This window comes from Mesorhizobium sp. L2C084A000, assembly GCF_000502875.1.
Lineage (GTDB): Bacteria > Pseudomonadota > Alphaproteobacteria > Rhizobiales > Rhizobiaceae > Mesorhizobium.
Window position 1 is genome coordinate 22066 of record NZ_AYWX01000002.1, and the last position, 25353, is coordinate 47418.

The following is a 25353-nucleotide window of genomic DNA, read 5'->3' on the forward strand; positions in this document are numbered from 1 at the left end:
TCCGGGGCCAAACACGACTGAAGCGTGCCGCGTCTGAGCGGATCACTTCTGGGCGGATCACTTCTGGGCGATGGTCAGCCCGATCTCCACGGCCACCAATTCCTGCAACCGCCACAGATTGCGGTCGCGGATGCCGCAGGCTTCGAGGTGGCGGATCGTCTCGAAAAGATATTGCGCGCCCGAGCCCCAATGACCGGCGGCTGTCACCAGCGTCGCCGCGATCGCCTGCTTGTCGAGCTTGCCGGCATAACGCGGATTGGCGGGATCGACGACGAAGCCAAGCGCGCGACATGGGCCGCCTTCGGTCCTGACCTGCAGCCAGCGCGGCACGTTGACGGCGGGCAGGATGGTCATTTCGCGGCGCAGCAGCGCTTCGAGGTTAGCCGCCAGCGGCTCCGCGATCTCGAACACCATGCCCTGGCACTGGCCGCCGCGATCGAGCGCCATCATCAGGCCGGGCTGCTCGACCGTGCCGCGAAAACGCTGCACCGTGAAGCAGAACGAACGATGCCAGCCGCTGGCCACCGCGCGTTCTCCGCCCCTCACCTCGCCGGCGGGCTTCCACAACAGCGAGCCATAGGCAAATAGTTTCAGCGGCCCGGCCGGAGCGCCGGCCAGCACCTCGTCGCGGATGCGCGCATAGTCGGCATCGATCATGTGAACCATGCCCGGCGTCGGCCCGGCATCCTCGACAGCACGCATGGTGCGCGCGATGAGATCCTCGGTCAGAGCCATCGGCGCCTTGCGCGGGACCCTCGATGATGCGGTGGAAATAGCCTTGCTCATCTTCGCGCTCCCAGCCCTACCGCCATGTTGCCGAAGGCTGAAGGATTCTCAAGGGCCGTGCAGCCGAGATAGATCACGAGTGGCCGATGCCGCTCTTGCGTGACGCGTCTTGGAACGATGTTGCCGGCAAACTGTTCTGTTCCTTGCCGGAGGATGCCATGAACGACGCGTCGGCAAAGCCCGCTGGCCCCGTCCTTTCATCGGCGGAGCGCGTCAACACGCTGTCCCATTTCCACCGCGCCGAGATCGCTCGCATGGCAGGATGGCGCGACCGGCTGGACAGGACAACCAACTGGGCAATCACGGTGGTGGCGGCGCTGCTTTCGGTATCGCTGTCGACGGCCAGTGCGCATCACGGCGTGCTGCTGTTCGCCATGCTGCTGATCCTGCTGCTGCTGTGGATCGAGGCGCGCCGCTATCGGTTCTTCGATTTCTATCGGGCGCGCGTACGCCAGTTCGAACGCCACTATTTCGCCCAGATCTTTTCCCCACAGCCCGACTTCGCCTCGGACTGGCTGCTCATCGTCGGCGAAGGCCTGCGCGCGCCGAAATTCCTGCTGTCGCAACGTGTCGCGCTGGCGCGCCGCCTGCGGCGAAATTATCTCTATCTCTTCCTGATCCTGCTGCTGGCCTGGGTGCTGAAGATATCGACCCCCAGCCTTCAGTCCGCAGGTGTCAGGACCGGCTTTGTCGGCTCGCTTCGCGAGGCCGTAGACAGCGCCGCCCTTGGCCCGATTCCCGGTGTGGCGATCGTGGTCTTTGTGGCGGCTTTCTATGTCGGGCTGCTCGCCTTCGCCTTCTTCGCGGCCGGCGACGACGGCGAACTTTCCTTCGGCGACGTCCATGTTTGACGTTGATGTCCGGCGACACGCCGCTGCAATGTCAACGGCGCCCCGCGGCGTTGACATGGTTGGTCCGCCGGGACGTTTGGGGAACGGAAGACCCTGTCTTCGCGGCTAGATGCCGAAGAACTGCTTGCCAATCATGTAGCCCAGTGCCGCCACGACCAGCGGAAAAAGTGCCGGCGCGGCTTTGCCTAGAAGGGAGACCTGCTGGTCCTTCGCTGGCGTATGACGTGCATTGCCGAGATTCTTGGTCATTGCTTGCCTCAGGTTCGGAGGATTTATTAGCAAATGCTTATTAAAAGCATGGCCGCATTAACGGCCTGATAGGAAATCAACTCTGATCAGATGCAAATTCTAATGATCGGCACATGGACGGCAAAGACGCGCTGCCCTATTTAGCGCGTTCGAAGCATTGGCCGGGACGCGCGGCCGTTCGCGCCAATCGGCAAAACCGCGCCTGAACAACAAGATGGCTCAGGAACCCGATTTAGCAGGTGAACGCCAGCTCCAGAGCCGGTGCAGTTCGTCCGCCGCCTCGCCCGACAGGCGCGGGGTCGAACGGCATGCCTGTGGGTACGCAGGCCGTGCGCCTCAAAAAATTCGCAAACCCAAAAAATTCGCAAACCAATGTCGGACTGGCTAGCCTTCGTCCGTCCTTGGGGTATCGAACAGGCATTCATGAAAGGATCCAGCAATGCCCGGCACCGTACGTTTGCACCGCGTTCTGACGACCAGCCCGGAAAAGGTCTATCGCGCCTTCGTTGAAGCGGACGCGCTGGCCAAGTGGCTTCCGCCAAACGGCTTCACCTGCACGGTCCATAATTTCGAGGCAAAGGTCGGAGGCACGTTCAAGATGTCGTTCCGCAATTTCACCACCGGCGACAGCCACTCCTTCGGCGGCGAATATCTCGAACTCGTTCCGGGCGAGCGCCTGCTTTACACCGACAGGTTCGACGATCCCAACCTGCCCGGCGAGATACGAGTGACCGTGGTCTTGAAAAAAGTGTCGGTCGGCACTGAAATCGACATCACCCAGGCGGGCATTCCGGACGTCATTCCGGTCGAGGCCTGCTATCTCGGCTGGCAGGAGTCGCTCAGAAATCTGGCAAAGCTCGTCGAGCCCGAGATCAATCAATAGGCTGAGAGTGGCTGGGAGAACGGTCGTTTCTGGCCTGCCGAAGCCCGAAACTTGGACTGTGGCGGGAACTGCCCTTTATCGCTAGCAATTCAACATTGCGTTTGACACCCCCTGTGACTGGACGTGTCAATGAAATGAAGAGTGCAGCGGAGGCTGAAAAAGCATGACTTTGACCAATCGAGACATTGTCGAACTAACCGAATGGCGGCGCAAGCTGCATCAGCAACCGGAAATCTCGAATGAAGAGGAGAAGACCGCAAAAGAGGTCGTCGCCTTCCTCGCCGATACGGGGCCGGACAAGGTGCTGACACAGCTCGGCGGGCACGGCGTCGCGGCCATATATGACAGCGGCAAAGCGGGGCCGACGGTGCTGTTCCGTTCGGAACTCGATGCCTTGCCTATCGAAGAACTTTCAGGCGTGCCGCATTCGTCGCGCGTGCCGGGCAAGTCGCATATGTGCGGCCATGACGGACACACCGCGATCCTGGCATCCCTCGGCCGTCAGTTGGGGCGCGAGAGGCCTGCAAGCGGCCGCGTCGTGCTGATGTTCCAGCCGGCGGAGGAAACCGGCAATGGCGCGGCCGGCGTCGTCGCCGATCCGCGCTTCGGCGAGATCGTGCCGGATTTCGCTTTCTCATTGCACAACCTGCCCGGCGTGCCGTTCGGCGAGGTGCGGCTCAAAGCCGGCGTGGTCAACTGTGCATCACGCGGCATGCGCATCGTGCTGGAAGGCAAGACCGCCCATTCGTCCATGCCGGAGACCGGCATCTCGCCGATGCTGGCGATCAGTGAGTTGATGCCGGCGCTGCCGGCGCTCGGGCGCGGAACCTTCGCCGATGACGATTTCTCCATGCTGACGGTCACCCATGCCGCGATGGGCGAAGCCGTGTTCGGCATCGCGCCGGCTCACGCCGAGGTGTGGGCAACGCTGCGCACCCGGCGTGACGAGCGCATGGCAAACCTGTGCGCTGCTGCCGAAGCACTGGTCGCCAGGATCGCGGGCGAGCATCGCCTTTCCGTCCGCTGGGACTATCACGAGATCTTCGTCGCCAGCGTCAACGCGCCGGACGCGGTGGAGCATCTGCGGCGCGCGCTCGATGAAGAGGGCGTCGCGCACGGCGAAGAAGCCCTGCCGATGCGCGCCTCTGAAGATTTCGGCCTGTTCGGCCATAGTGCCAAGTCGGCGATGTTCTTCCTCGGTGCAGGCGAGCGGCACCCTGCCTTGCACAATCCCGACTATGACTTTCCCGACGACCTGATCCCGATCGGGTCAAGGATCTTCATGCGCACGGCACGTAATTTGCTGGGCTGACCTCCGCCAACTCTAACACCGAAAGGAACACGCAATGCCAACGATGCCAAAGAACAAGATTTGCCTCTGGTTCGACAAGGACGCCGAGGCTGCGGCTCGCTTCTACGCGGAGACCTTTCCCGACACCAGGGTGGGCGCCGTTCACCGTGCGCCGAGCGACTTTCCGTCCGGCAAGAAAGGCGACGTGTTGACGGTCGAATTTACCGTTGCCGGCATTCCCTGCATCGGATTGAACGGCGGCTCCACATTCAAGCAGAGCGAGGCCTTCTCGTTCCAGATCGCCACCGACGATCAGCAGGAAACCGACCGCTACTGGAATGCCATCGTCGGCAATGGCGGCCAGGAGAGCGCGTGCGGCTGGTGCAAGGACAAATGGGGCGTGTCCTGGCAAATCACGCCGCGCACGTTGACCGAGGCCATGGCGGCCGGCGGCGAGGAAGCCAAACGCGCCTTTGATGCGATGATGGAGATGACGAAGATTGACGTCGCGGCGATCGATGCAGCCCGGCGCGGCTGACCTCGATCGCAGCTGAGTTGCTATCTGACCTTGATGACGACCTTGCCCTTGGCGCGTCCTGTTTCGACATAGGCCAGCGCCTCGTTGGCGGCTTCGAAGGGAAAGACCCGGTCGACAACCGGGCGGATCGCACCAGCTTCGATGAGCGATGCGATCTTGCTCAATTGCTCGCCCTGCGCCCACATGAAGAGAAACGAGAACGTCACGCCACGGCGCTTGGCTCTCGCTCGAATACCGCGGCTCAGCAGGCGAAGCACCAGCTTCAGCACCATGTTCAGTCCCTTTTCCCTGGCGAAGTCGGGATCCGGTGGGCCGGAGATGGAGATGAGCTTGCCTCCCGGTTTCAGCACATTCAGTGACTTTTCAAGTGTCTTTGTGTCCTGGCTGTTCAAGACGACGTCGTAGCCCGACAGCACTTTTTCGAAATCGTCTTTCTTGTAGTCGACGACGACATCGGCGCCGAGCCCCTTGACCAGACCGGCACTCGCCGCGCTGGCGGTGGTCGCAACGGTCGCGCCGAGATGCTTTGCCAGTTGGATGGCGAATGTCCCCACGCCGCCGGATCCGGCTTGAATGAAGACCTTCTGTCCCCTCTTCAGGTTGGCCCTTTCGATGAGCGCCTGCCAGGCGGTCAGGCCGACCAGCGGGATCGAGGCCGCCTCTTCCATGCTGAGGTTCCCGGGCTTCAGCGCCACATCCGCCTCATCCATGGCTATGAACTCGGCAAATGTCCCGATCCGGCCATCGCGCGGCCGCGCATAGACGTCGTCGCCGAGTTTGAACTTGCGGACTTTCGATCCCACGCGGACAACCCTCCCGGCCACGTCGTGACCCAGGATGAATGGTCGGCGATAGGGCAGGATCAGCTTGAACTCTCCGGTTTTGACCTTGGAATCCAGCAGGTTCACCGCCGCGGCGTGGACCTCGACAAGGACATCGCTGTCCCCGAGTTTCGGCTCCGGCATTTCGGCCAGCCGCAGCGTGCCGTTCTTACTATACTTGTCGACGACGAATGCCTTCATGGCAGTGACTTTCTGAGAGATTGTTGATGTTCGGGACGCAAGCCGCCCGGTGAGAGGTGTCAGGCCTCGAGAAAGGCCAATGCTTTCGGAACGAAATCCGCGTGGTTCTGGAACACCCCGCCATGGCCGGCATCCGCATAGATCACCAATTGCGCCCCCGGAATGCGGCGGGCGAGATCGTGGGTATTGACGCTCGGCACCATCCTGTCGTGATCGCCATTTGCGATCAGCGCGGGGATGCGGATGGCGCTCAAATCTTGCGGCGCCTGTAGTCCATAAGCCTTCACCGCCCGGAGTTGCGCGCCGAATGCGCTAAGCGATATCGGCCTGTCGCGGTCGGCCTTGCGCTCTGTCAGCCGCTGCAGGAACGCCTTCGCGGCGCGACGCCCATTCACCGTTCTGGTGAAGAACAGATAGTATTTCGGATCCCGAAAAGTCAGCGCACCCTTGATCATGTCCACGATCGTAAGTGGTGTCATCTTGTCGATGCCTTGGCCGCCGGCCGGTCCGGTGCCGGCCAGGATGAGCTTGCGCACAAGCCTGGGTTCGGTCAGCACGATCTCCTGCGCCACGAAGCCGCCGAGTGAGAAACCGAAGAGATCGACTTGATCGAACCCCAGCGCCCGGACAAAGGCGACCGCATCCCGTGCCATCCCGGCGACGCGTGACGGCGTTTTGCCGCCTGAAGCACCAACGCCCCTGTTGTCGAAGGCGATCACCCACCGGGCCGCGGCGAGGCCATCGACGATGCGTGGATCGAAATTGTCCAGTTGAGCGCCGAGATGGTTCAGCAGGATTACCGGCACGCCCGTCCTTGGTCCGAGCTGCCGATAGACGAATGCCGTGCCGCCGACATCGACGGAATGCGTTGGCGTGTCCTGGAACGATGCCCGTAAGTGGGGCGACCGCTTGAACCCATGTGTCATGCTTGGCACCTCCGCCTTGTGGGGGCTGGCCAATCGTGTTGTCGTTCCTAGACGCATGTGCGTGAAATCCTCTGCTCGTTGTTGTTCAAACCGGCAGGCGGAACTGTTTGCGCAGGCTCTTGTCGAATATCCCTGCGGGAGCAAAGCGACGCAGCAGGCTGACTTGGCGCGCTGCCTTGCCGGCGGTGTAGCGCCGTTGCGGACGGGCATCGGTCGCTGCTTTGACGACCACCTGCGCCACCACTTCGGGCCGATCGGCGACAGGCATCACATCGCGAAGCAGCGCTTCCAGCGTAGCTCGAGCCTGATCGTATTCCTGCAAAGGCGAATCCGGCTGGAGCCCGTTCTGGTCGAAGACAGTACGAACGAATGCCGGCTCGATGACCGAGACACGGATATTGAAGGCACGAACCTCATGGTCGAGCGATTCAGAATAGCCCTCGAGCGCGTGCTTGACTGCCGAATAATGCGCTGAATACGGCGCCGGCACCAGTCCCAGCACAGAGCCGATATTGACAATGCGCCCTTCGCCACGCCGCCGCATCGACGGCAGCACCGCATTGGTCACGCGGATGACGCCGAACAGATTGACGTCGAACAAGGCCTGCACCTGTGCAATCGAGAATTCCTCGGCGCCTCCAAGCTGGCCGACGCCGGCATTGTTGACCAAGAGGTCGATCCGGCCGGTTTGCGACAGCACCGTCGAAACGAGTGCGGCAACGGCTTCACCGTCGGTCACGTCGCAAACCAGCATGGTCACCCCGTCCGGGCCGTCGTCGGCCTTGCGCCGGCTGGTTCCGAAGACCGTGAACCCCGCCCTTGCCAGAGCCTCGGCACTGGCGCGGCCAATGCCCGAAGAGGCTCCCGTTACAACAGCGGTTTTTCCGGAATTCGCATTCATTTCGTGCTCCAAAATCATGAGGGCTAGCTTTTTTGCGCCCGTTGAATTACAGTCGTAATATCAGATTACGTTCATAATGCAATAGCAGAAAGGAATAGCAGCCATGCGCTACGAAAAGGGCCGGAAGGACGCCTCGCGCGGACGGATCATGGAGGTCGCAGCGGAACGCTTTCGCGGCGACGGCATAGCTGCGTCCGGACTGGCGACCATCATGAGCGACGCCGGGCTGACGAACGGCGCCTTCTATCCACACTTTCAATCCAAGGCGCAGCTTGTCCGCGAAAGCGTGGCGGCGGCGATGGAGCTTCAGGCGCAGCAACTGGCGGAAGCATTGGCTTCGGGCGTGGAGATGGCCATCGACATGTATCTGTCGGCCGAGCACCGGGACAATCCCGGAAAGGGCTGCGCGTCAGCTGCGCTGCTGCCGGAGCTCGCCCGTCAGCCGCCTGAAACGCGTGAAGCCTATACAGACCACCTGCTGGCTTTGGTGCGCCAGTTGGCGGAAGCGCTACCGCAGGCCAAGAATCCGGAGGGCGTGGCGCTGGCTGTCTTTGCAACGCTCCTCGGCACGCTGCAAATGGCCCGCGCCGTGGGCGGAACGGAATTGTCCGATCGCATCCTCGCGGTGGGGAAAAATGCGGCGAAGACGCTGATCGAGCAGCGTTAGCGCTCCAGGAAAGATCGTAACGGCGTTGCCGGCCATATGGCTGACATCGGGTGATCGCGAAGGAAGCTGATCGTGAGGAATATGCCGGGCGTTGACGGATAGCCGATCCGTCAGATCTTCCGGCTGGCCAGCAGCCTTGTCAGCCAGTCCGGATTCATTTCCGGAACAGAGGACAATAGCCGTTCGGTATAGGCCGCGTGCGGTGGCGTGAGAACTTCGCTCTTCAATCCTTGCTCGACGACTTTGCCGCGGTGCATGACGACGATTTCGTCGGCTATCGCGCGCACGGTAGCAATGTCATGGGTAATGAAGATGTAGCTCATTCCGAGTTCACGTTGGAGACGTATGAGAAGCTTGAGAATTTCCTCTTGGACGATCTGGTCGAGCGCGGACGTGATCTCGTCGCAGATGATAAGCTCCGGATCGGCAGCCAACGCTCGGGCAATGCAGACGCGCTGTTTTTGGCCACCCGACAGCTCGCCAGGCAGGCGTTCCAGAAAATCTTCGCTCATCTCGACCATGTGCATAAGTTCGCCGATCCGGCGATCCCTCCGCGCGCCTTTAAGGCCGAGGTAGAATTCGAGCGGCCGCGCTATGACTTCTTCGACCGTTTGGCGCGGATTCAGGGCGTTGTCGGGCATTTGATAAATCATCTGTATGCGGCGCAGGACCTCCTTCGGCCGCGTCTTCAGGCCCGTGGAAAGAAGCCGGCCGGCAAAAGAAATCGAACCTGAAATTGGCGGCAAAAGGCCGGTGACGACTCGAGCGAGCGTCGATTTTCCCGAACCGGATTCGCCGACCACAGCCACGGTTCTTCCGCGCGGAACCTTGATGGAGACATCCTGGAGCACCTTGACCTTTCCTGCATAGGCCGCGGTAACGTTGTCTATCGTCAGCAGATAGTCATCGGCTGGAACTTCGGGCTTGGCGAGCTTGCGTACGGCCCAGAGCGTCTTTGTATATTCCTGGCTGGGCGAGGCCAGCATCTGGCGTGTGTCAGCCTCCTCCACGGTACGTCCGTGGCGCAGAACCATGATACGATCCGCCATTTGCGCCACCACCGCCAGGTCATGCGTCACATAGATTGCAGCGGTGCTGAATTCCTCCACGATGTTGCGAATGGAAGCTAGAACTTCAACCTGCGTGGTCACATCGAGCGCCGTTGTTGGCTCGTCGAATATTATGAGGTCCGGACGACAAGCCATTGCCATCGCTGTCATTGCCCGTTGCAACTGCCCGCCGGAGACCTGATGAGGATAACGAAAGCCTATGGTCTCCGGTTCTGGGAGTTGAAGGCGTCGATAAAGATCGACGGCGCTCCGGTTCGCCTCTTCCCGGCCGGCAATTCCATGCGCCACCGCGGTTTCGACAGTTTGTTCCAAGAGCCGATGTGCCGGATTGAAAGAGGCAGCCGCGCTTTGCGCGACATAGGCAATGCGGGAGCCCCTGAGGCGACGGCGCCCTTTTTCATTGACCGCCAGAAGATCAATCCCGTCGAACAGGACCGAGCCTTGCGTGATCCGGCAGCCCGGCTTGGCATAACCCATAGCGGCAAGGCCAATGGTGGACTTGCCGGCGCCTGACTCTCCGATCAGCCCAAGAACCTGGCCCCGCTTCAGCGTCAGATCGACCCCGTGGACAATGGGATGCCACCGCTCATCCGAGAACCCCTCCACATGCAGATTGCGGATTTGAAGCAGATCCTTTCCTTTTTCGCGTGGGCCTGGGCCGCTACTTTTCATCCCGCAACCCGCTTGTTGCTTGCAGGAACCAGTCCACCACGAAATTCACGGACACGGTAAGGAGAGCAATCGCGCCGGCCGGAAGTAGCGGGGTGACATCGCCGTAGGTGATCAGGGTCGCGTTCTCGCGCACCATTGATCCCCAATCGGCCGTCGGCGGCTGAATACCGACGCCGAGAAACGACAGCGCCGCAACTGTCAGGAACACGAAGCAGAATCGCAAGCCGAACTCGGCGACCAGTGGCGGCATGACATTGGGAAGGATTTCCTTGGCGATGATCCATTTCGGTCCCTCGCCGCGTAATCGTGCCACCTCGACATATTCCATCACCGCCACGTTAAGCCCGACGGCGCGAGAAAGCCGAAAGACCCGGGTGGAATCCAGAAGCGCAATGATGACAATCAGGCTGGTGATCGACGAGCCGAAGATCGTCAGCAGCACCAGCGCGAAGATCAGACTCGGGATTGACATCAGCACGTCTACCGCACGCGATAATATCTGGTCGAGCCACCCCCTGTACAATGCGGCAAGAAGGCCGAGCGAGACGCCGACCGCGAAGGACAGCAACGTGGTCGCCACCGCGATAGCGATGGTGTTGCGCGCACCGTAGATCAAGCGGGTGAGCATGTCGCGGCCGAGCTGATCGGTTCCCAGTTTGAACTCCTGGCTCCACGGCGCGAAGGCTTCGCTGAAAACCTGCGTCTCGCCATATGGGGCTATCCAGTGCGCGAAAACCGCAACAAAGACGTAGCCGAGGATCACGACGATGCCGAACCACGCGCTGAACGGTGCCTTCTTCAGCGCAGTTTTCGCCCGGGTGGCACGCGAGCGCCTCAGCCTCCGAACCGCCGCGACAGAGTCGGATCTGGTCATCGTGGGTGCAAGAGCCTGGGATTGGTGGCGATGGAAATAACGTCGGCTAGCAAGTTGAGAAGGATGTAAGTCGCGGCGAAAATCAGGGCGCAGGCCTGGACAACCGGAACATCCCTGGATTTCACCGCGTCAACCATCAGTTGGCCGATGCCGGGGTAGACGAACACTACCTCGACCACGACCACTCCGACGATGAGATACGCCAGGTTGAACGCCACCACAGTGACGATCGGAGCCCAGGCATTGGGCAGGGCATGCCTCAGCACGATCACGATCGGGGACATTCCCTTGAGGCGCGCCATATCGATGTAGGGGCTTGCCAGCATGTTGATGATGGCCGCTCGGGTCATGCGCATCATGTGGGCCACGATTACGAGCGTAAGGGTGATTGCCGGCAGGGCCACTTTCCAGAGATGCTCCCAAAATGGCGTCTGATCGTTCACATTCGACAATGTCGGAAATTTAGGAACCGCATTGAGCGCCCAGTTCAGCGAGACAGTGAGCCAATGAGGCAGCGTTTGAGCGAAATCGGATCCGATGAACGTGTCGCGCGAGATCACCAGGTAGGCGAGCATATAGGCGACGAAAAATTCCGGGAATGAAATGGTTGTCAGTGTCGCGACATTCACCAGCCGGTCGAACCAGCCGTTGCGGTACAGCGCAGCCAGAATGCCAAGCCCTAAGGCCAGCGGAACGGCTATCAGCGCCGTCACCGCTGCAAGGAACATCGTGTTGTAGAGGCGGGGTGCGATGATCTCGGCCACGGTACGCCGATATCCGGTGCGGCTCGCAAACGAAGAGCCGAAATCGCCATGGAGCATCTGGGCGACCCAAACGAAGTAGCGCTCGACAGGCGGACGATCGATGCCGATTTCCCGCTGGAACGCGGCGACCGTTTCGGGCGTCGCCGATTGCCCAAGCGTGGCCTTGGCGAAGTCGCCTGGAAGCATTGCGATCGCAGAGAAGATGATGATGGACACGATGAACAAAGTGACCAGGCCGAGGCCAAGGCGCTGCAGGACCGTTCTTGCGACGGGGTTCATGTGCGTGGCGTTTCCCTTTGGGCGGCAGCCCTGCACTCGGAGTAAGCCGGCCGGAGCCACAAGACCATCGCGGCTCCGGCCCGCCATCTCATGCCGTGGCGATCCACCAGCGTTCGGCCATTTTCAGTCCATCGTTCTCCCAGTTGGGCGCCACATCACCGTGTGCGAGCTTTTTGGATTGCGCGCTGACGAAATTGTTGAAGACCAGCACGATGCTGCCGCCGTCATCGTGGGTTAACTGCTGCATCTCGGCATACATCGCCGCTCGCTTGGCCTCGTCCGTCTCGGCGCGCGCCTGGACAAGCAATTCGTTGAAGTGGGGATTTTTCCAGAAAGACTCATTCCAACTGGAGTCGGCGGCGAAGGCTTGCGTGAACATCCAGTCGGCCGTGGCCCGACCGCTCCAATAGGAAGCGCACCAGGGTTTCTTCAGCCAGACATTGTCCCAATAAGCGTCCTCGGCCTCACGCACGACATTTACGTCGATGCCGCATTGGGCCGCCGTTTCGCGAATGAGCGAAGCCGCGTCCACGGCGCCGGCAAAAGCGGCATCGGCGACCGAGAGATCCACTTTCAGGTTCTCCATTCCGGCCTTTTTCAGGTAGTGCTTTGCTTTTTCCGGATCGAAGCTGTGTTGCGGTTGCGGATCTTTGGCGAATTTGATGGCCGGCGCGATGGGGTTGTCGTTGGCCACAGTAGCGTGGCCAAGAAAAATCTTGTCGACGATTTCTTGGCGATTGATCGCCCATTTCAACGCCATTCGCACGTCCGGATTATCAAACGGCGCCATCGTGACATTCATCGGCAAGGTATAGTGCCCGTAGCCAGTGACTTCGACGATTTCCACCTTGGGATTGCGTTTCAACATGCCGAGGGTCTTCAGGTCGGCGCGGCCGATATAGTCCACCTCCCCCGTGGACAGCGCCGCCATGCGGGCGGCAAGATCCGTGATTGCGATGAACTCCACCTCGTCGAGATAGGGCTTGCCATTCTTGAAGTAGTTTGGATTGCGCTTGAGTTTGGCCGAAACACCGGGCTGGAAATTCTCGAGGACGAAAGCACCGGTGCGAACGCCTGAAGCCCAATCCGCCTTGCCGTCCTTGGCCGGCATGATGACCAGATGGTAGTCACTCATAATGTAAGGGAAATCGGCGTTGCCGTCCTTGAGCGTGAAGACCACCGTTTCCGGGCCGTCCGCCTTGACGTCGGCGACGGAGTCCAACAGCGATTTCGCCGCCGATTTGGTGTCCTTGCCCATGTGATATTGCAAGGAGGTCACGACGTCATCCGCCGTCACGGTCTTGCCGTTATGAAAGGTTGCGCCTTTGCGCAGCTTGAAGGCCCAGGTTTTGGCCCCATCCGAAGTTTCAAAGCTCTCGGCGAGGTCCGGTTGGACATTGCCTTTGGCGTCGACCTCGGTGAGGCTGTTGGACAGCGAGCCCGAAAAAGCGGTTTGTGTGAACGTGTCGGGGTAGCCGGCCGGATCGATCGAATCCGTCGTCGCGCCATGAGCCATGCCGAGCTTGGCGAAGCCGCCCTGCATCGGTTCGGCCCGCGCCGTGCTCACGAACAGCCGGTCGGCGGCGGCAACGGTCAGGCCCGCGGCCAGCCCAAGATGAATGAAGTCGCGGCGGGAAACCTTGCCGCCTCCGATCAGGCTTTGCGCGATACCAAGCTTGTATTCAGATTCTGACATTTGACTCTCCCATTGCGGAGTTCTCCGCGTTATTTCTCGTCAAGCACCGGCGAACAAATCTGCTTATTGGCTCCCGCCACCTTTCCTTCGAATTTTTCCAATCCCAATCGGCTTGCGCCAATCAGGCCGTCACGTAGATGCCGCCGGCTTCGACGGTGACTGGAAATGTGCGCGCGCGAACGGAGGGATCGACCAAGGCCGCGCCCGACTTGATGTCGAACTCCCAGCCGTGCCAGGCGCATCGAACGATCTCGTTTTCGCGATGATAGATGAATTGCGCCTGTTCAACGGGCGCGGTTGTGCCGCATTGCGGCCCCTCGCAAAGCGGAGCGCCGCGGTGCGGACAGACATTGAGCAGCGCGTGGAATGAATCTCCGATGCGGAAAATCCCGACGGAAAGGCTGCGGATCTTGGCGATGAACGGAGACCCTGTTTCGATCTCGTCGACGCGGCAGATATAGGTCTTCTCGGGCATCGTATGCTTCCTCAGGCGGCATTCGCGGCTTGCGCGCGGGGGATGCGTTTGTAGACTTCCAGCGCGTTCAGTCCCATGATCTTGCTCTTCCAGGCAGGAGGGATTTGCAGCGTGTTGGCATCGTCGTAATCCCAGTGCGGATAGTCCGATGCGAACATCAGCGTGTTTTCGCCGTCCATCGCCTCGAGCGTGGACCAGAGATGTTGGATGTTTGCAGGCTGCTCCAGCGGCTGCGTGGAAAAGCGGATGTTGCGCCGGCAATATTCAGACGGCAGCATCTTCAGCCATGGCGTCTCCTTGCGCAGCGCTTTGTAGTCGGCGTCCAGGCGCCAAAGGACCGACGGAACCCAGGCGACGCCGCACTCGATGATCACGAAGTAGAGGTCCGGCCATTTCTCGAAGACGCCATGGGCGATCATGCTTGCCACGTGCGACATCGCCGACATGTGCAGAATGGCATGCGTTTCCCAGAAGAATGTCGTCGGGGCAGGAGCAATGGCAGTTGAATTCACGCCGCCATGCCCGCCCAGATGAATGGCGAATGGCAACCCCACTTCCGCGCAGGCTTCGTAGATCGGATGGTAAAACGGGTCGCCATACGGCTTGACGGACCCCTGGGAGGCGAGAACCTGGACCATGCGCGGATGACTGCCAAGACGGCGTATCTCGGCGGCAGCGAGCTTCGGATCCTGTGGCGCGATGATGATCGAGCCCATGAAACGATCGTCTTTCGGCAACCATTGATCGATCTGATAATCGTTGTAAGCGCTGACCAGAGCGCTGGCATAGTAAGGGTTAGCCAGGGTCGACGCCTCGATAGGCTCATCGCCGGTCAGGATCGCCACGTCGACTTTGTATTTGTCGAGGTGCTTCTCTTTCATGATGAGATAGTTGTCGGCTTCCGTTTTCGGACGGATGTCCTTGCGGGAGAAGTCCTGCGGGTGGAACCAGGGCCGATGACCATGCGGAAAGGCGCCAACGGGGCCTGTTTTCTCGCCCTCGATGAACATGTCTTTCCACAAGCCGGAGAGATAGGGCTCCAACACGGTGGCGCTTGACCAGTAATTATGACAGTCGCAGTCCACTATGAACACTTCTTCCGCTCCGTATCCGTACCTCGTCCCGGCGGCGCTGCCGGCCGCTGATCTGCTGCAGCTTCCGCCTTGAGTATTGTTTGATCAAGCTTATGATACGTCGAATATGATCGAGTTTTTCGATTGGAGATTTCATGCAACTTGATCACATCGAGACCTTTCTCGACATCATCGAATCGAGAAACTTCAATCGCACCGCGGATCGGCTAGGATTGACCCAGTCGACGATCAGCACCCGCATCAAGAACCTCGAGAGCGCAATCGGGTCCGAACTGTTCCAGCGCGGACGCGCCGGGGCGGAGCCGACCGCCGCAGGGCGCCGGTTCGAAGCTTATGCAAGATCCTTGCTGTCCACATGGTCGCAGGCTCGCCACGATGTCCGGGCGTTCAATCGTTTCGAAGGCACCTTGCGCGTCGCCGCGCAGGTCGGGATGACCCGCTCGGTTTTGCCGGGTTGGGTGGAGACGCTGTGTCAGGCTCTTCCCAAATCGTCGATCCATGTCGAGTCGGATTATTCAAACCAGATGGTCAGCGACCTAAGCATGGGAAATCTCGACATCGCAGTGCTTTACGCTCCGCGATACCTACCCGAAATCTCCTATGAGCATTTGATGGTTGAGGAATATGTGATGGTTTCCACGGTGGCCAGAACCCTCTCCGAGGTCGATCCCGAAACCTACATTCGTCCGGGCTATACGGTCCTGCTGGAGAAGGCCCATGCCGAATTGCTCGGCGAGTTGGCGATCTGTCGCCTTTCCATGGGATCGGAAACCTTGGCGGAGATGATGCTACGGCGCACGGGCGGCACCTGCTATATGAGAAGTGACGATGCGCGCAGGTTCGCCCTCGAACGCCCATCGTTCATCGTCGAAGGCGCTCCGACGCTGCATCAGCCGGTACACACGGCCATCCTGGCGCGCCGCAAACACGAACCGATCATCCGCAAGGGAATCCGCGCCCTTCACGTTGCCGTGATGTCACTGGATATGTAATCGAAATAATCGATCATAACTTGGGAGGGATGCTTCTGTTGCGGGGGGCCTGGAACTGGCATCTTGGCTCGACTTCAAACCGAGATGAATGATGAACGCACACGTTTCCTTTGGGGCCCCCGACCTCCTCCCGATGAGGCGTCATCGGCAATGGGCACAAACCACATCGCAGCTTGTACTCTGCCGTCGTGTAATCGAGGAAACGCCCGATGTGAAAACCTTCGTTTTCACATCCCCGACGGATCGGATGTTCTGCTTCAGCGCGGGCCAGTATGTGCTCGTGCACCTTAAGATCGAGGGTGCCGCGGTGACGCGCTCCTACTCTGTTTCGTCACCACCGACGCGACCGCTCGACCTGCAGATCACGGTGAAGCGAACACCGGGCGGCCTGGTTTCGAATTGGCTCCACGACAATTTGGGGGCGGGCGACGAGATCGAGATCGAAGGGCCGCTCGGCTCATTCAATCTCGATGACCTGCCATATGAAAAGCCGCTCTTCCTTTCGGGCGGCAGCGGGATAACGCCGGTGATGTCCATGCTGCGTGCGCTTACCGACCGCGCGGCCGACCAGGATATCTCATTCGTTCATAGTGCCAGAACGCCTGGTGACATAATCTTTCGAGGGGAATTGGACGCACTTGCCTCTCGCTTTCCCAACGTAAAAGTAACGTGCGTTTGTAGCCAGGAAGATCCCACCTGGAGGGGGCCGACTGGCAGAATAGACAGCCAGATGCTGCTGACCCTCGTTCCCGATCTCCACAACCGCACTATCTTTGCCTGTGGCCCTGAAGCGTACATGAAAGCCGCACGTGCCTGCCTGGATGCGATTGGCGTGGCTCCGTCGCGGTACCACCAGGAGAGCTTCGGCGGCGTCAGCAGCCCTCAGTTGGAACCGGCCTCGACAATACCATCTTCGGTCCGTTTCGTCCGCTCCGGGATCGTGCATAACTGCTTGCCCGGAGAGACGCTGCTGGAGGCGGCACGCCAATGTGGCGTCTACGTCCCAACCGCCTGCCAGCAGGGAGTTTGCGGCACATGCCGCATCGCCAAGTTGTCCGGCGAAGTCGCCATGGAGGATCTCGGCGGTCTGGCCCCTGAAGAGAAGTCGGCCGGCTATGTCCTGGCATGTTGCAGCCGCCCGCAAGGAACGGTTTTGCTCGATCTTTAACCCCGGGTGCTTGGTTCAGCATTGAAGCCGGCGCAGTAGTGTTGAACTGCCGGTGAAGGCGTTGCCGGCGTAGCGGACTGATGCCCATCGACCCCAGCCGATATTGCTCAGAAGTCGAGAGCGACCATCATGCCGCGGACTTCGGCCATTTCCAGCAGCAGGTCTTGCAGTCTTTCGTCCAGCGCGGCACCGGTCAGCGCCAGAAGCTCGGTGATGCTCTCTCTCATCGATATGACGGCAGCGCCTGTCTTCTCGGCGAGCAGCCGACCGATGGCAGCTCGGATCAGGTCGTCCTGATCAGACATCGCTTCACCTCCCGACGCACTGCAACCTCCCCTTGCTTTCCATGCCTCACCGCCGCTTTCGACAACAGGGCGTGATTTCCCATACGGTATGATTTTCGATGCGACATCAGGCACCTTTGCTCATGCCAGCAGACCGTCTCGATGGGCCCGCCAGTCGTTCAACACCGACAATGAGGGCAGCAGCGAAAAAGGGCCGGGCTGGACCGTTTCAACCGCTGCAAGCAGCGCCAGCGGCACTTCGTGCCTATAAAGCCCAATGCACACGCCCCCTTCGACCGTTGCCGGCAATTCCGTGATTGTGTCGAAAATCGAAAACGTACCCGTTGGCTCTTCCACGATTTCGAAACGCCCCACCCGAAACCTCCCTCTGCACAAAAGTAGCGACCAACGCGGACATCCCCAACCGGTTCCCTGAGGCCGGCACTTTTTTTCGCGCCTTGGTTGTAGCGCATACCGCCAGGACAGTCATGCCCGCAGGGCGCACAGTCAAAATCGCTACGCACATTTTAAATCTTGACGCGTGTCAATTTTTTATAAAACATGCGCAAACGCTGGCATGGCATCGGCCGGCGCTCTGGGAGGAGCAATGCCTGACGTCGAAAGCGCCCGAACCTGGGCTGCAGTCCACATCCCAAGCGGGCAGCATTCTGTTGGCGAGACCCATCGCGCTAGGCGCCGGGTCGCTTGCGTGCCGTCTAACATTGCAGTCGCCGGACAGCGACATTGATGCAGCCCATAAAACAATCAGGAGGAGGAAAACCATGCGTATGTTCAATTGCCTGAAGCTTGGCACGAACTTGCTTGGCGCAGGCATACTTGCAGCCATCGTCGCAGCGCCCGCCCATGCCGAGGATACGGCGAAAGTCGCGGCCATCGTCAAAGGCCTCGACAATCCGTTCTTCCAGACCATGCAGAAGGGCATCGAGGAGCAGGCCAAGGCAAACGGCGTGAATGTCAGCGTCCAGGCCGCCGCCAACATGGGTGACGCCACCGGCCAGGCCGACCGCCTGACCGCCATGGCCATGCAGGATTTCGATTGCTACCTGGTCAACCCGATCAGCGTCTCCAATCTCGTCCAGGCGCTGGTGCCGGTCGCCCAGAAGAAGAAGCCGATCGTCAACATCGACTCGACCATCGACCCCGAGCAGGCCAAGGCCGCCGGCTTTGCCGTCTCGACCTATATCGGCACCGACAATGTCGCCGCCGGCGCGCTGGCCGGCGAAGAGATGCTGAAGCTGGTGCCGAAGGGCTCCAAGGTCGCGCTGGTCGCCGGCATCGTCGGCGATGTCGGCTCCAACGCCCGCATCAAGGGCTTCAAGCAGGCGGTGGAAGGTAAACTCGACATCGTGGTGATGGTCAGCGCCGACTGGGATCGCGAAAAGGCGCTGACCGCCGCAACCGATATCCTCGCTGCCCATCCGGACCTCGCCGGCTTCTTCGCCGCCAACGACATCATGGCACTCGGCGTCGAGCGCGCCGTGCGGACCTCGGGCAAGGACGTCAAGGTGATCGGCCTCGACGGCATCGTCGATGCGCTGAAGTCGATCGCATCAGGCGAACTCACCGCCACCGTCGCCCAATATCCCTATGTCGTCGGCGCCATGGGCCTCGAGGCCTGTGCAGTGGCCGCCAAGGGCAAGGAACTGCCGGCCAACGTGCCAGCACCGGTGCTGTTGATCAACAAGGACAATGCCGAAGCCTCGCTGAAGAATTTTCCGCGTCCGGGCGGCGACTATCCCGATCCCTTCCGCGAGATGCTGAAGTGAGCACACCTGCAGACAACGCGCCCGCCGCCCATTCGGCGGGTGCGGAGGAGAGCCGTCCCTCCCTGGCGGCTCTCCTCCTCGATCCCTCCTTCTGGGCCGACTGGGCATCCGTCGTCGGCCTGGTCGGCCTCGTCATCGTCTTCGGCATCGCCCAGCCGGTCTTTCTCAGCGTCGCCAATCTGCAGGCGCTGTTGCTGGCGGCTGCGATCCTGGTCGTGCTGTCGATCGGCCAGACCTTCGTCATCGCCACCTCGGGCATCGACCTGTCGCTGGCGGCCGCCGTCATGCTCGGCGCCATCATCCTCGGCCTCGTCAATGCCGCCGACTACGGCATCTTCATCGCCTGCATGCTCGCGGTTCTCGCCACCAGCGCCGTCGGCTTCCTCAACGGGCTGATCATTACGGCAGGCAAGATCCCCGACTTCGTGGTGACGCTCGGCACGCTGTCGGGCATCACCGGGCTTGGGCTCATCCTGTCGGGCGGCGAACCGACCATGGTCGGCTCGACCTTCCTGCTCAGGCTCGCCTCGGGCTCGTTCGGACCGTTCGGCTATCCGGTCTGGGTAGCGATCGCAGCCGTCATCGTCGCCCATATCGCGCTCTACCACACGCGCTTCGGCGTGCATCTGCTGGCGACCGGCGGCCAGGCTGAAAGTGCCGGCGCGCTGGGCATCCGCACCAACCGGGTCAAGATCGCCGCCTATACGATTTCCGGTCTCTGCGCCGGCATCGCGGCCATTCTCCTGGTCGCCCGCATCGGCTCGGCCGAACCGCAGATCAACACCAGCCTGCTCTTGAATTCGGTGGCGGCGGTGGTGCTGGGCGGCGTCAGCCTGTTCGGCGGCCGCGCCAGCATTCTGGGACCGGCGATCGGCGCGCTGATGCTCACAGCACTCGTCAACGGCCTGACCTTGCTCAACGTCTCGGCTTTCTACCAACCGCTTGCCGTGGGGGCCATCGTGGTGCTGGCGGCGCTGATCATGCGGTATCAGAAATGAGCGCTCCCCATCATATCCCCGCCACTGAGGCGATCATCGCCTGCGAAGGGCTGAGCAAGCATTTCGGCGGCATCCGCGCCTTCACCGACGTCGCCTTCCAGGCCCGTCGCGGCGAGGTCACCGCCGTCATCGGCGACAATGGCGCCGGCAAGTCGACGCTGATCCGCAGCCTGGTCGGCGTGCATCAGCCGGACACCGGCAATTTGTTCTTCGACGGACGGGCGCGGCCCTTCGCCAATCCCGACGAGGCACGCAAGGCCGGCATCGAGACCGTGCACCAGAACCTGGCGCTGATCGACGAACTGACGGTCGCGCAGAACCTGTTCCTCAACCGCGAGATCGTGCGCCGCATCGGCCCGTTCGCTTTCCTCGACCGCAAGGCGATGAAGCGCGAGGCCCGCTTAATGCTGTCGCGGCTGTCGATCAACGTGCCGTCGATCAACCAGCGTGTGCGGCGTCTGTCGGGCGGCCAGCGGCAGGCGATCTCGATCTGCCGCGCTGTCGGCTCCGGCGCCAAGCTGGTGGTGATGGACGAACCGACGGCGGCGCTCGGCGTGCAGGAGACGGCCAATGTCGAGGCGCTGATCCGGCGCCTGCGCGAGCAATCCGTCAGCGTCATCCTGGTCAGCCACAATTTCGATCAGGTCCGCCGCCTGTCCGACCAGATCTGGGTGATGCGGGCGGGAAAGATGGCGGCGACCGTGCGCGCTTCCGAAACGTCCGGAAATGAGCTCGTCGCGCTGGTAACCGGCGCGGCATAGTCCTGCAGCATCAGACTTGAAATCAAAGGGAGTTCGCCTGTGGCACCAATTCGTGTCGGACTGATAGGTCTTGGAGAGGTCGCGCAGTCGATCCATCTGCCTGTGCTGGGCGATCAGCGCGACCGCTGGGTGATCGCGGGCGTGTACGACGTGTCGCCCAGCCTGATGTCACTCGTCACCTCCGAATTTGCGACGGCAAAGGCCTTCGACACGGCCGAGGCGCTGATTAATTCGCCCGACATCGACGCTGTGTTCGTGCTGTCATCCGACGATACCCACAGCCGCTTCGTGCGGGCGGCGATTGCTGCCAACAAACATATCCTGCTGGAAAAGCCCGCTTGCCTCACGGTGCGCGAAATCGACGATCTGCTGGCGCTGATGCCGGGCTACGACAAGACCCTGTTCGTCGGCTATATGCGCCGCTATGCGCCCGCCTATCTGGCCGCCAGGGACGAGCTGCCCGCCTTCGCCGACATCACCCATGTCCGCATCTTCGACCTGATCTCGGAGGGCCGGCATTTCCTCAAGAAGAGCCAGAACGTCCTTTACCCCCAGGACATCGACCCTGCCCTGCTGGCGCGTGGCGCAAGCGAACGCGACGCGCTGATCCGCGAGGTGGTGGGCGCCGACGCGCCGGCCGATCTGGTGCGCGCCTATCGCGGGCTGACGGCACTTTCCTCGCACCACATTTCGGCGATGCGTGGGCTGATCGGCGAGCCGACGCGCGTGCTGGCCGCGCACCGCACCAACGGCGGCGCCAACACATCAGTCACCTTCGACTACGGCCATTTCGCCTGTCTCTACGACGCGGTGGTCGACGATCTCGGCTTATTCGACGCCATGATCGAGGTGCGCTCGAACAACAGGCGGGTGCGCATCATCTACGACACGCCCTACATCCGCAGCCTGCCGACGCGGCTGGAGGTCACCGATGCCGGCCCGTTCGGCCCGGTGACGAAAACCCTCGGGCCTCTCTACGGCGATGCTTTCTCGAAAGAACTCGAGACTTTCCACCGCCACATCACCCAAGGCACAAAGCCGCTGACCGACCTCGCCGATTCCCGCCGCGACCTGGCGCTGATGGCCGAGATCATCGAGCGGATGAAGGAGAGTGGCGGGCGCTGAGGCGCTGCCTGCCGCCTACTTCCCACAGTGATGATCGTTGATCTTGTTCAACGCATTCGCGTCGGGTCCGACGCGATGATAGGAGCACGCGCCGGCTGCTGTCGTGACCAACTGCTGATCGTAGTAGCGCGGGCCGCCGAACAGGATGTCGATGAGATCGCCTTCGGCGGGAACGTAGCGTTCGGAGTGGACCCGGCGGTCGTGATACCGGTCGCCAGCGAAAGCCGGGGCGCAAACGCTTGAGCCCATGGCGACAGCGAGAGCTAGGATCGCAACGCATTTCGTGGTCATCGCCAATACCCTCCTGGCCATTTCCGGAATCACACCATACATCCAAAACCGCCAGCCGGACAAAAGTTCCGGAGATGACCGCGATAGGCTCTTGCCGAAGCCAGCTGCCTCGCTCATCCATGGTGCGTGGAAATGTGGGACCCGTGATGACCGATGCCGGCTTTCATCTCGTCGAAGCGACGATCGACCAATTGCGCCGCGCGCTCGATGACGGCACCGTCACCAGCGTCGAACTGGTCGGGGCGTATCTCAGGCGCATCGCGCATTTCGACCGGCACGGCATCAGCCTCAATGCCGTCCCGTTGCTCAACCCTGGCATGTTCGAGGAGGCTGCCGCCTCCGACCAGCGCCGCCGCAACGGCACCGTGCTCGGGCCACTCGACGGCATCCCCTACACCGCCAAGGACAGCTACAAGGTATCAGGCCTGACGGTCGCCGCCGGCTCGCCGGCCTTCGAGCATCTCATTGCCAATGAGGACGCCTTCACCATCGCCCGGCTGCGGGCCGGCGGCGCGGTGCTGATCGGGCTGACCAACATGCCGCCGATGGCCAATGGCGGCATGCAGCGCGGCGTCTATGGCCGCGCCGAAAGTCCGTACAATGGCGACTATCTCACCGCCGCCTTCGCATCGGGCTCATCCAATGGCTCCGGCACAGCGACAGCGGCCAGCTTCTGCGCCTTCGGGCTTGGCGAGGAAACCTGGTCGTCCGGCCGCGCGCCGGCCACCAACAATGCGCTGGTCGCCTATACGCCGTCGCGCGGTGTCATTTCGGTGCGCGGCAACTGGCCGCTGGTCCCGACCATGGATGTCGTCGCGCCGCACACGCGCAGCGTCCCCGACATGCTCGAACTGCTCGACGTGATTGTCGCCGACGACCCCGAGACGCACGGCGATTTCTGGCGCGCGCAGCCCTGGGTCAAGCTGCCGAAAAGCTCCGACGTGCGGCCGCCGCGCTATACCGACCTCACACTGGCGGGGTCGTTGAAAGGCATGCGGCTTGGCGTGCCCAGAATGTATATCGGCCGCGACACCGAGGCCGACAAGCCGATCGAAACCCGCGCCTCGGTACTTGCCCTGTGGGAGCAGGCGGCGGCCGATCTGAGGCGGCTTGGCGCCGAGGTGATCGAGGTCGATTTTCCCGTCGTCTCCAACTATGAACGCGACCGCCCCGGCGCGCGCAGCATGGTCGAGCGCGGGCTGGTGCCCCCAGAGTTCGCCGAGCGCGAGCTCTGGGACCTCTGCATCTGGGGCTGGGACGACTTTTTGCGCGCCAATGCCGATCCGGCGCTTCCCGATCTCGTCTCGGTCGATGGCCCAAAGATCTTCCCGCAACCGCCCGGCACGCTGTCCGACCGATACGAAGGCGGCTTCGACCTGAGGGTATATGTCGAGCGGGCACGGTCCGGCGTCACGCCCCTCGTGGACATTCCAACGCTGGAAGAGGGACTGAAGGGACTGGAAGCGACAAGGCGGATCGATTTCGAGGACTGGCTGGACGCGCAAGGCATCGACGCCGTGGTGCTGCCCGCCGCTGCCGATGTCGGGCCGGCCGATGCAGACATCGACGAGGCGTCCGCCGCCTTTGCCTGGCGCAATGGCACCTGGGTCGCCAACGGCAATCTGGTCTGGCGCCATTTCGGCATCCCCACCGTCACCGTGCCGATGGGTACGATGGCCGATATCGGTATGCCGGTCGGCCTGACTTTCGCCGGCAAGGCCTATGACGACGAAAGGCTGCTGCGCATGGCCGGCGATTTCGAACGCTCCACGCAGCGCCGCACCCGCCCGCCGCGCACGCCAGAACTTGCCGCCGATGTGTTTTCAGGCCGCCCCGCCCGAGCCGACAGCAAGGCGTCAGCGTTCGCCATCACGCTTGCCGCCGAGACGCGGCCTTTCGGCGATCAGGACGAGATCGTCATCACGCTCGACCTGCCAAATGAGGTGTCTGGGACGGCCTGCCTCAAGGTACATGTCAACGGAGAGGCCGTCGCGCTGCAGCGAAGCGGTGCGCGCTTCAGCGGGCACGCGCTCATTCCGGCCGCCGAGCATCAGCGCTTCCACAGCGTCTGGCGTGGCTCCTACGGTTCGATCGTCACAGCGGTGGTGTGGCTGGAGGATGGGCGCAGCGCCGGCGCCTATCTGGTTACGGGCGGGATTGGGTGAGGTTGCGCAATTCGTGCCTTAAGCCTCCCCGAATTCGTCATCCTAGGGCGGAGCAAGGAGCGAAGCGACGCGGCGCAGACCCTAGGATCCATGCCAGGACTGTGACCGAAGAATGCATCGGTCCAGAGCAATTGAGGTCAACTTTTCTTTCCAGATGCAGCGATTGCGACTGAAAGTTCTCCACCGTCGCACCGCACGGAAGTCGCGGCATGGATCCTAGGGTCTTCGCCACGTCGCTTCGCGACTGCTACGCCCTAGGATGACGAAGCGTGGGGTTCGCAAAAGTGTCGTCAATCAACGATCGCCAACCTCTCGCAGTTCTGGCAGCGCCGTTCCCCTCGTCATCCACTTGCAAAGCGACTCTCGACATAGGCCAGGTCCCGCTGAATGACATCCCGCTTGTCTTGCGACAGACCGCCAAGCAGCTTTTCATCGAGATATCCTGCTCGAATAAGCTGCGCGAACACGAAGAGAAGCTGCGAATAGCGATAGTCGAACGTGCGATCGATTTCCCGTCGCTGTTCACGCAAATAGCCTTCGAGCTCCCACATCTCGGAGGGCTGCGTCACCGCACTCGCCTTGCTTTTGAAGTCGGCCATCGTCTTTGCGAGCGCCGCCTCAAGAGCGGTATCGAAGGCATGGCGCGCGAGCTTCTTTTCGGATCCGGACCACTCGAAATCACTCATTTGATATCTCCATGGATGCCCTGTGAATTCAACCCAGGTTTTCACGAAAACGTGCCTG

Annotated in this window: 27 protein-coding genes; 12 read left to right on the forward strand and 15 right to left on the reverse strand. The window is 61.4% G+C overall.

The annotated features are described in order from the left end of the window. Positions 1-57: 57 nt before the first annotated feature. Positions 58-786 carry a gamma-glutamylcyclotransferase gene (locus X735_RS161085; RefSeq protein ID WP_023809350.1) on the reverse strand — a complete coding sequence of 243 codons (729 nt, stop codon included), beginning with the start codon at positions 784-786 and terminating at the stop codon, positions 58-60. A 158-nt stretch (positions 787-944) separates the two neighbouring features. On the opposite strand from X735_RS161085, the gene X735_RS161080 reads away from it, so the two are divergent. Beyond that, positions 945-1637: a DUF2270 domain-containing protein gene (locus X735_RS161080; protein ID WP_023809351.1), complete on the forward strand. Its 693-nt coding sequence runs from the start codon at positions 945-947 to the stop codon at positions 1635-1637. A gap of 105 nt (positions 1638-1742) precedes the next feature. On the opposite strand, the gene X735_RS1000000167130 is transcribed toward X735_RS161080, so the two are convergent. Next, positions 1743-1886: a hypothetical protein gene (locus X735_RS1000000167130; protein WP_023809352.1), complete on the reverse strand. Its 144-nt coding sequence runs from the start codon at positions 1884-1886 to the stop codon at positions 1743-1745. A 439-nt stretch (positions 1887-2325) separates the two neighbouring features. On the opposite strand from X735_RS1000000167130, the gene X735_RS161075 reads away from it, so the two are divergent. The 3 genes from X735_RS161075 (at position 2326) to X735_RS161065 (ending at position 4598) form a co-directional block, all read left to right on the forward strand. Then, positions 2326-2769: an SRPBCC family protein gene (locus X735_RS161075; protein ID WP_023809353.1), complete on the forward strand. Its 444-nt coding sequence runs from the start codon at positions 2326-2328 to the stop codon at positions 2767-2769. A gap of 163 nt (positions 2770-2932) precedes the next feature. Further along, complete coding sequence (locus X735_RS161070; RefSeq protein WP_023809354.1) at positions 2933-4081, forward strand: amidohydrolase; 1149 nt, start codon at positions 2933-2935, stop codon at positions 4079-4081. Between the two features lie 43 nt (positions 4082-4124). Further along, positions 4125-4598, forward strand: coding sequence for a VOC family protein (locus X735_RS161065; protein WP_023809355.1), 474 nt, complete (start codon positions 4125-4127; stop codon positions 4596-4598). 20 nt (positions 4599-4618) lie between these two features. Here the strand turns inward: X735_RS161065 and X735_RS161060 are convergent, their stop codons facing one another. From X735_RS161060 to X735_RS161050, 3 genes are all read right to left on the reverse strand, one after another. Then, entirely contained in the window at positions 4619-5620 is a 1002-nt protein-coding gene (locus tag X735_RS161060) for an NADP-dependent oxidoreductase (protein WP_023809356.1), read from the reverse strand. Between the two features lie 59 nt (positions 5621-5679). Further along, entirely contained in the window at positions 5680-6546 is an 867-nt protein-coding gene (locus X735_RS161055) for an alpha/beta hydrolase (protein ID WP_023809357.1), read from the reverse strand. Between the two features lie 85 nt (positions 6547-6631). Then, positions 6632-7447: an oxidoreductase gene (locus X735_RS161050; RefSeq protein ID WP_023809358.1), complete on the reverse strand. Its 816-nt coding sequence runs from the start codon at positions 7445-7447 to the stop codon at positions 6632-6634. 103 nt (positions 7448-7550) lie between these two features. Between X735_RS161050 and X735_RS161045 the strand changes: the two genes are divergently transcribed. Further along, positions 7551-8114 carry a TetR/AcrR family transcriptional regulator gene (locus X735_RS161045; RefSeq protein ID WP_023809359.1) on the forward strand — a complete coding sequence of 188 codons (564 nt, stop codon included), beginning with the start codon at positions 7551-7553 and terminating at the stop codon, positions 8112-8114. A 110-nt stretch (positions 8115-8224) separates the two neighbouring features. Here X735_RS161045 and X735_RS161040 read toward each other — a convergent pair whose 3' ends face one another. The 6 genes from X735_RS161040 to X735_RS161015 form a co-directional block, all read right to left on the reverse strand. Then, positions 8225-9856, reverse strand: a complete 1632-nt coding sequence (locus tag X735_RS161040; protein ID WP_023809360.1) for an ABC transporter ATP-binding protein — start codon at positions 9854-9856, stop codon at positions 8225-8227. Continuing rightward, positions 9846-10730: an ABC transporter permease gene (locus X735_RS161035; RefSeq protein ID WP_023809361.1), complete on the reverse strand. Its 885-nt coding sequence runs from the start codon at positions 10728-10730 to the stop codon at positions 9846-9848. Before X735_RS161035 ends, X735_RS161040 begins: the two co-directional genes overlap by 11 nt. After that, positions 10727-11773, reverse strand: coding sequence for an ABC transporter permease (locus X735_RS161030; RefSeq protein ID WP_023809362.1), 1047 nt, complete (start codon positions 11771-11773; stop codon positions 10727-10729). Before X735_RS161030 ends, X735_RS161035 begins: the two co-directional genes overlap by 4 nt. Positions 11774-11861: 88 nt before the next feature. Then, on the reverse strand, positions 11862-13469 hold the full coding sequence (locus tag X735_RS161025) for an ABC transporter substrate-binding protein (RefSeq protein WP_023809363.1): 1608 nt from the start codon (positions 13467-13469) through the stop codon (positions 11862-11864). Between the two features lie 121 nt (positions 13470-13590). Next, complete coding sequence (locus tag X735_RS161020; protein ID WP_023809364.1) at positions 13591-13944, reverse strand: Rieske (2Fe-2S) protein; 354 nt, start codon at positions 13942-13944, stop codon at positions 13591-13593. Positions 13945-13955: 11 nt separating this feature from the next. Beyond that, the gene (locus X735_RS161015) at positions 13956-15038 is read right to left on the reverse strand and encodes an amidohydrolase family protein (protein ID WP_023809365.1); all 1083 of its coding nucleotides are present in this window, start codon (positions 15036-15038) and stop codon (positions 13956-13958) included. Positions 15039-15172: 134 nt separating this feature from the next. Here X735_RS161015 and X735_RS161010 point away from each other — a divergent pair, with 134 nt between their 5' ends. Together X735_RS161010 and X735_RS161005 are read left to right on the forward strand one after the other, a co-directional pair. Continuing rightward, on the forward strand, positions 15173-16030 hold the full coding sequence (locus tag X735_RS161010) for a LysR family transcriptional regulator (RefSeq protein WP_023809366.1): 858 nt from the start codon (positions 15173-15175) through the stop codon (positions 16028-16030). A 211-nt stretch (positions 16031-16241) separates the two neighbouring features. Next, the gene (locus tag X735_RS161005; protein WP_196815301.1) at positions 16242-17198 is read left to right on the forward strand and encodes a hybrid-cluster NAD(P)-dependent oxidoreductase; all 957 of its coding nucleotides are present in this window, start codon (positions 16242-16244) and stop codon (positions 17196-17198) included. A 107-nt stretch (positions 17199-17305) separates the two neighbouring features. Here X735_RS161005 and X735_RS161000 read toward each other — a convergent pair whose 3' ends face one another. Both X735_RS161000 and X735_RS160995 read right to left on the reverse strand, forming a co-directional pair. After that, positions 17306-17503, reverse strand: coding sequence for a hypothetical protein (locus X735_RS161000; RefSeq protein WP_023809368.1), 198 nt, complete (start codon positions 17501-17503; stop codon positions 17306-17308). 120 nt (positions 17504-17623) lie between these two features. Continuing rightward, on the reverse strand, positions 17624-17857 hold the full coding sequence (locus X735_RS160995) for a hypothetical protein (protein ID WP_023809369.1): 234 nt from the start codon (positions 17855-17857) through the stop codon (positions 17624-17626). A gap of 407 nt (positions 17858-18264) precedes the next feature. Here X735_RS160995 and X735_RS160990 point away from each other — a divergent pair, with 407 nt between their 5' ends. The 4 genes from X735_RS160990 to X735_RS160975 are packed head-to-tail and all read left to right on the forward strand — an operon-like array spanning position 18265 to position 22153. Further along, positions 18265-19269 (forward strand): substrate-binding domain-containing protein, encoded by a 1005-nt coding sequence (locus X735_RS160990; RefSeq protein WP_023809370.1) that lies wholly within the window; start codon positions 18265-18267, stop codon positions 19267-19269. Beyond that, positions 19266-20267: an ABC transporter permease gene (locus tag X735_RS160985; protein WP_023809371.1), complete on the forward strand. Its 1002-nt coding sequence runs from the start codon at positions 19266-19268 to the stop codon at positions 20265-20267. Before X735_RS160990 ends, X735_RS160985 begins: the two co-directional genes overlap by 4 nt. Then, on the forward strand, positions 20264-21028 hold the full coding sequence (locus X735_RS160980) for an ATP-binding cassette domain-containing protein (RefSeq protein ID WP_023809372.1): 765 nt from the start codon (positions 20264-20266) through the stop codon (positions 21026-21028). Before X735_RS160985 ends, X735_RS160980 begins: the two co-directional genes overlap by 4 nt. A gap of 39 nt (positions 21029-21067) precedes the next feature. Beyond that, on the forward strand, positions 21068-22153 hold the full coding sequence (locus X735_RS160975; RefSeq protein WP_023809373.1) for a Gfo/Idh/MocA family oxidoreductase: 1086 nt from the start codon (positions 21068-21070) through the stop codon (positions 22151-22153). A 15-nt stretch (positions 22154-22168) separates the two neighbouring features. Here X735_RS160975 and X735_RS160970 read toward each other — a convergent pair whose 3' ends face one another. Then, positions 22169-22444, reverse strand: a complete 276-nt coding sequence (locus X735_RS160970; RefSeq protein ID WP_023809374.1) for a hypothetical protein — start codon at positions 22442-22444, stop codon at positions 22169-22171. Between the two features lie 146 nt (positions 22445-22590). Here X735_RS160970 and X735_RS160965 point away from each other — a divergent pair, with 146 nt between their 5' ends. After that, the gene (locus tag X735_RS160965) at positions 22591-24609 is read left to right on the forward strand and encodes an amidase (RefSeq protein ID WP_023809375.1); all 2019 of its coding nucleotides are present in this window, start codon (positions 22591-22593) and stop codon (positions 24607-24609) included. 341 nt (positions 24610-24950) lie between these two features. Here X735_RS160965 and X735_RS160960 read toward each other — a convergent pair whose 3' ends face one another. Next, a complete protein-coding gene (locus X735_RS160960; RefSeq protein ID WP_023809376.1) occupies positions 24951-25295 on the reverse strand; it encodes a hypothetical protein in 345 nt (114 codons plus the stop codon). Positions 25296-25353: the final 58 nt, after the last annotated feature.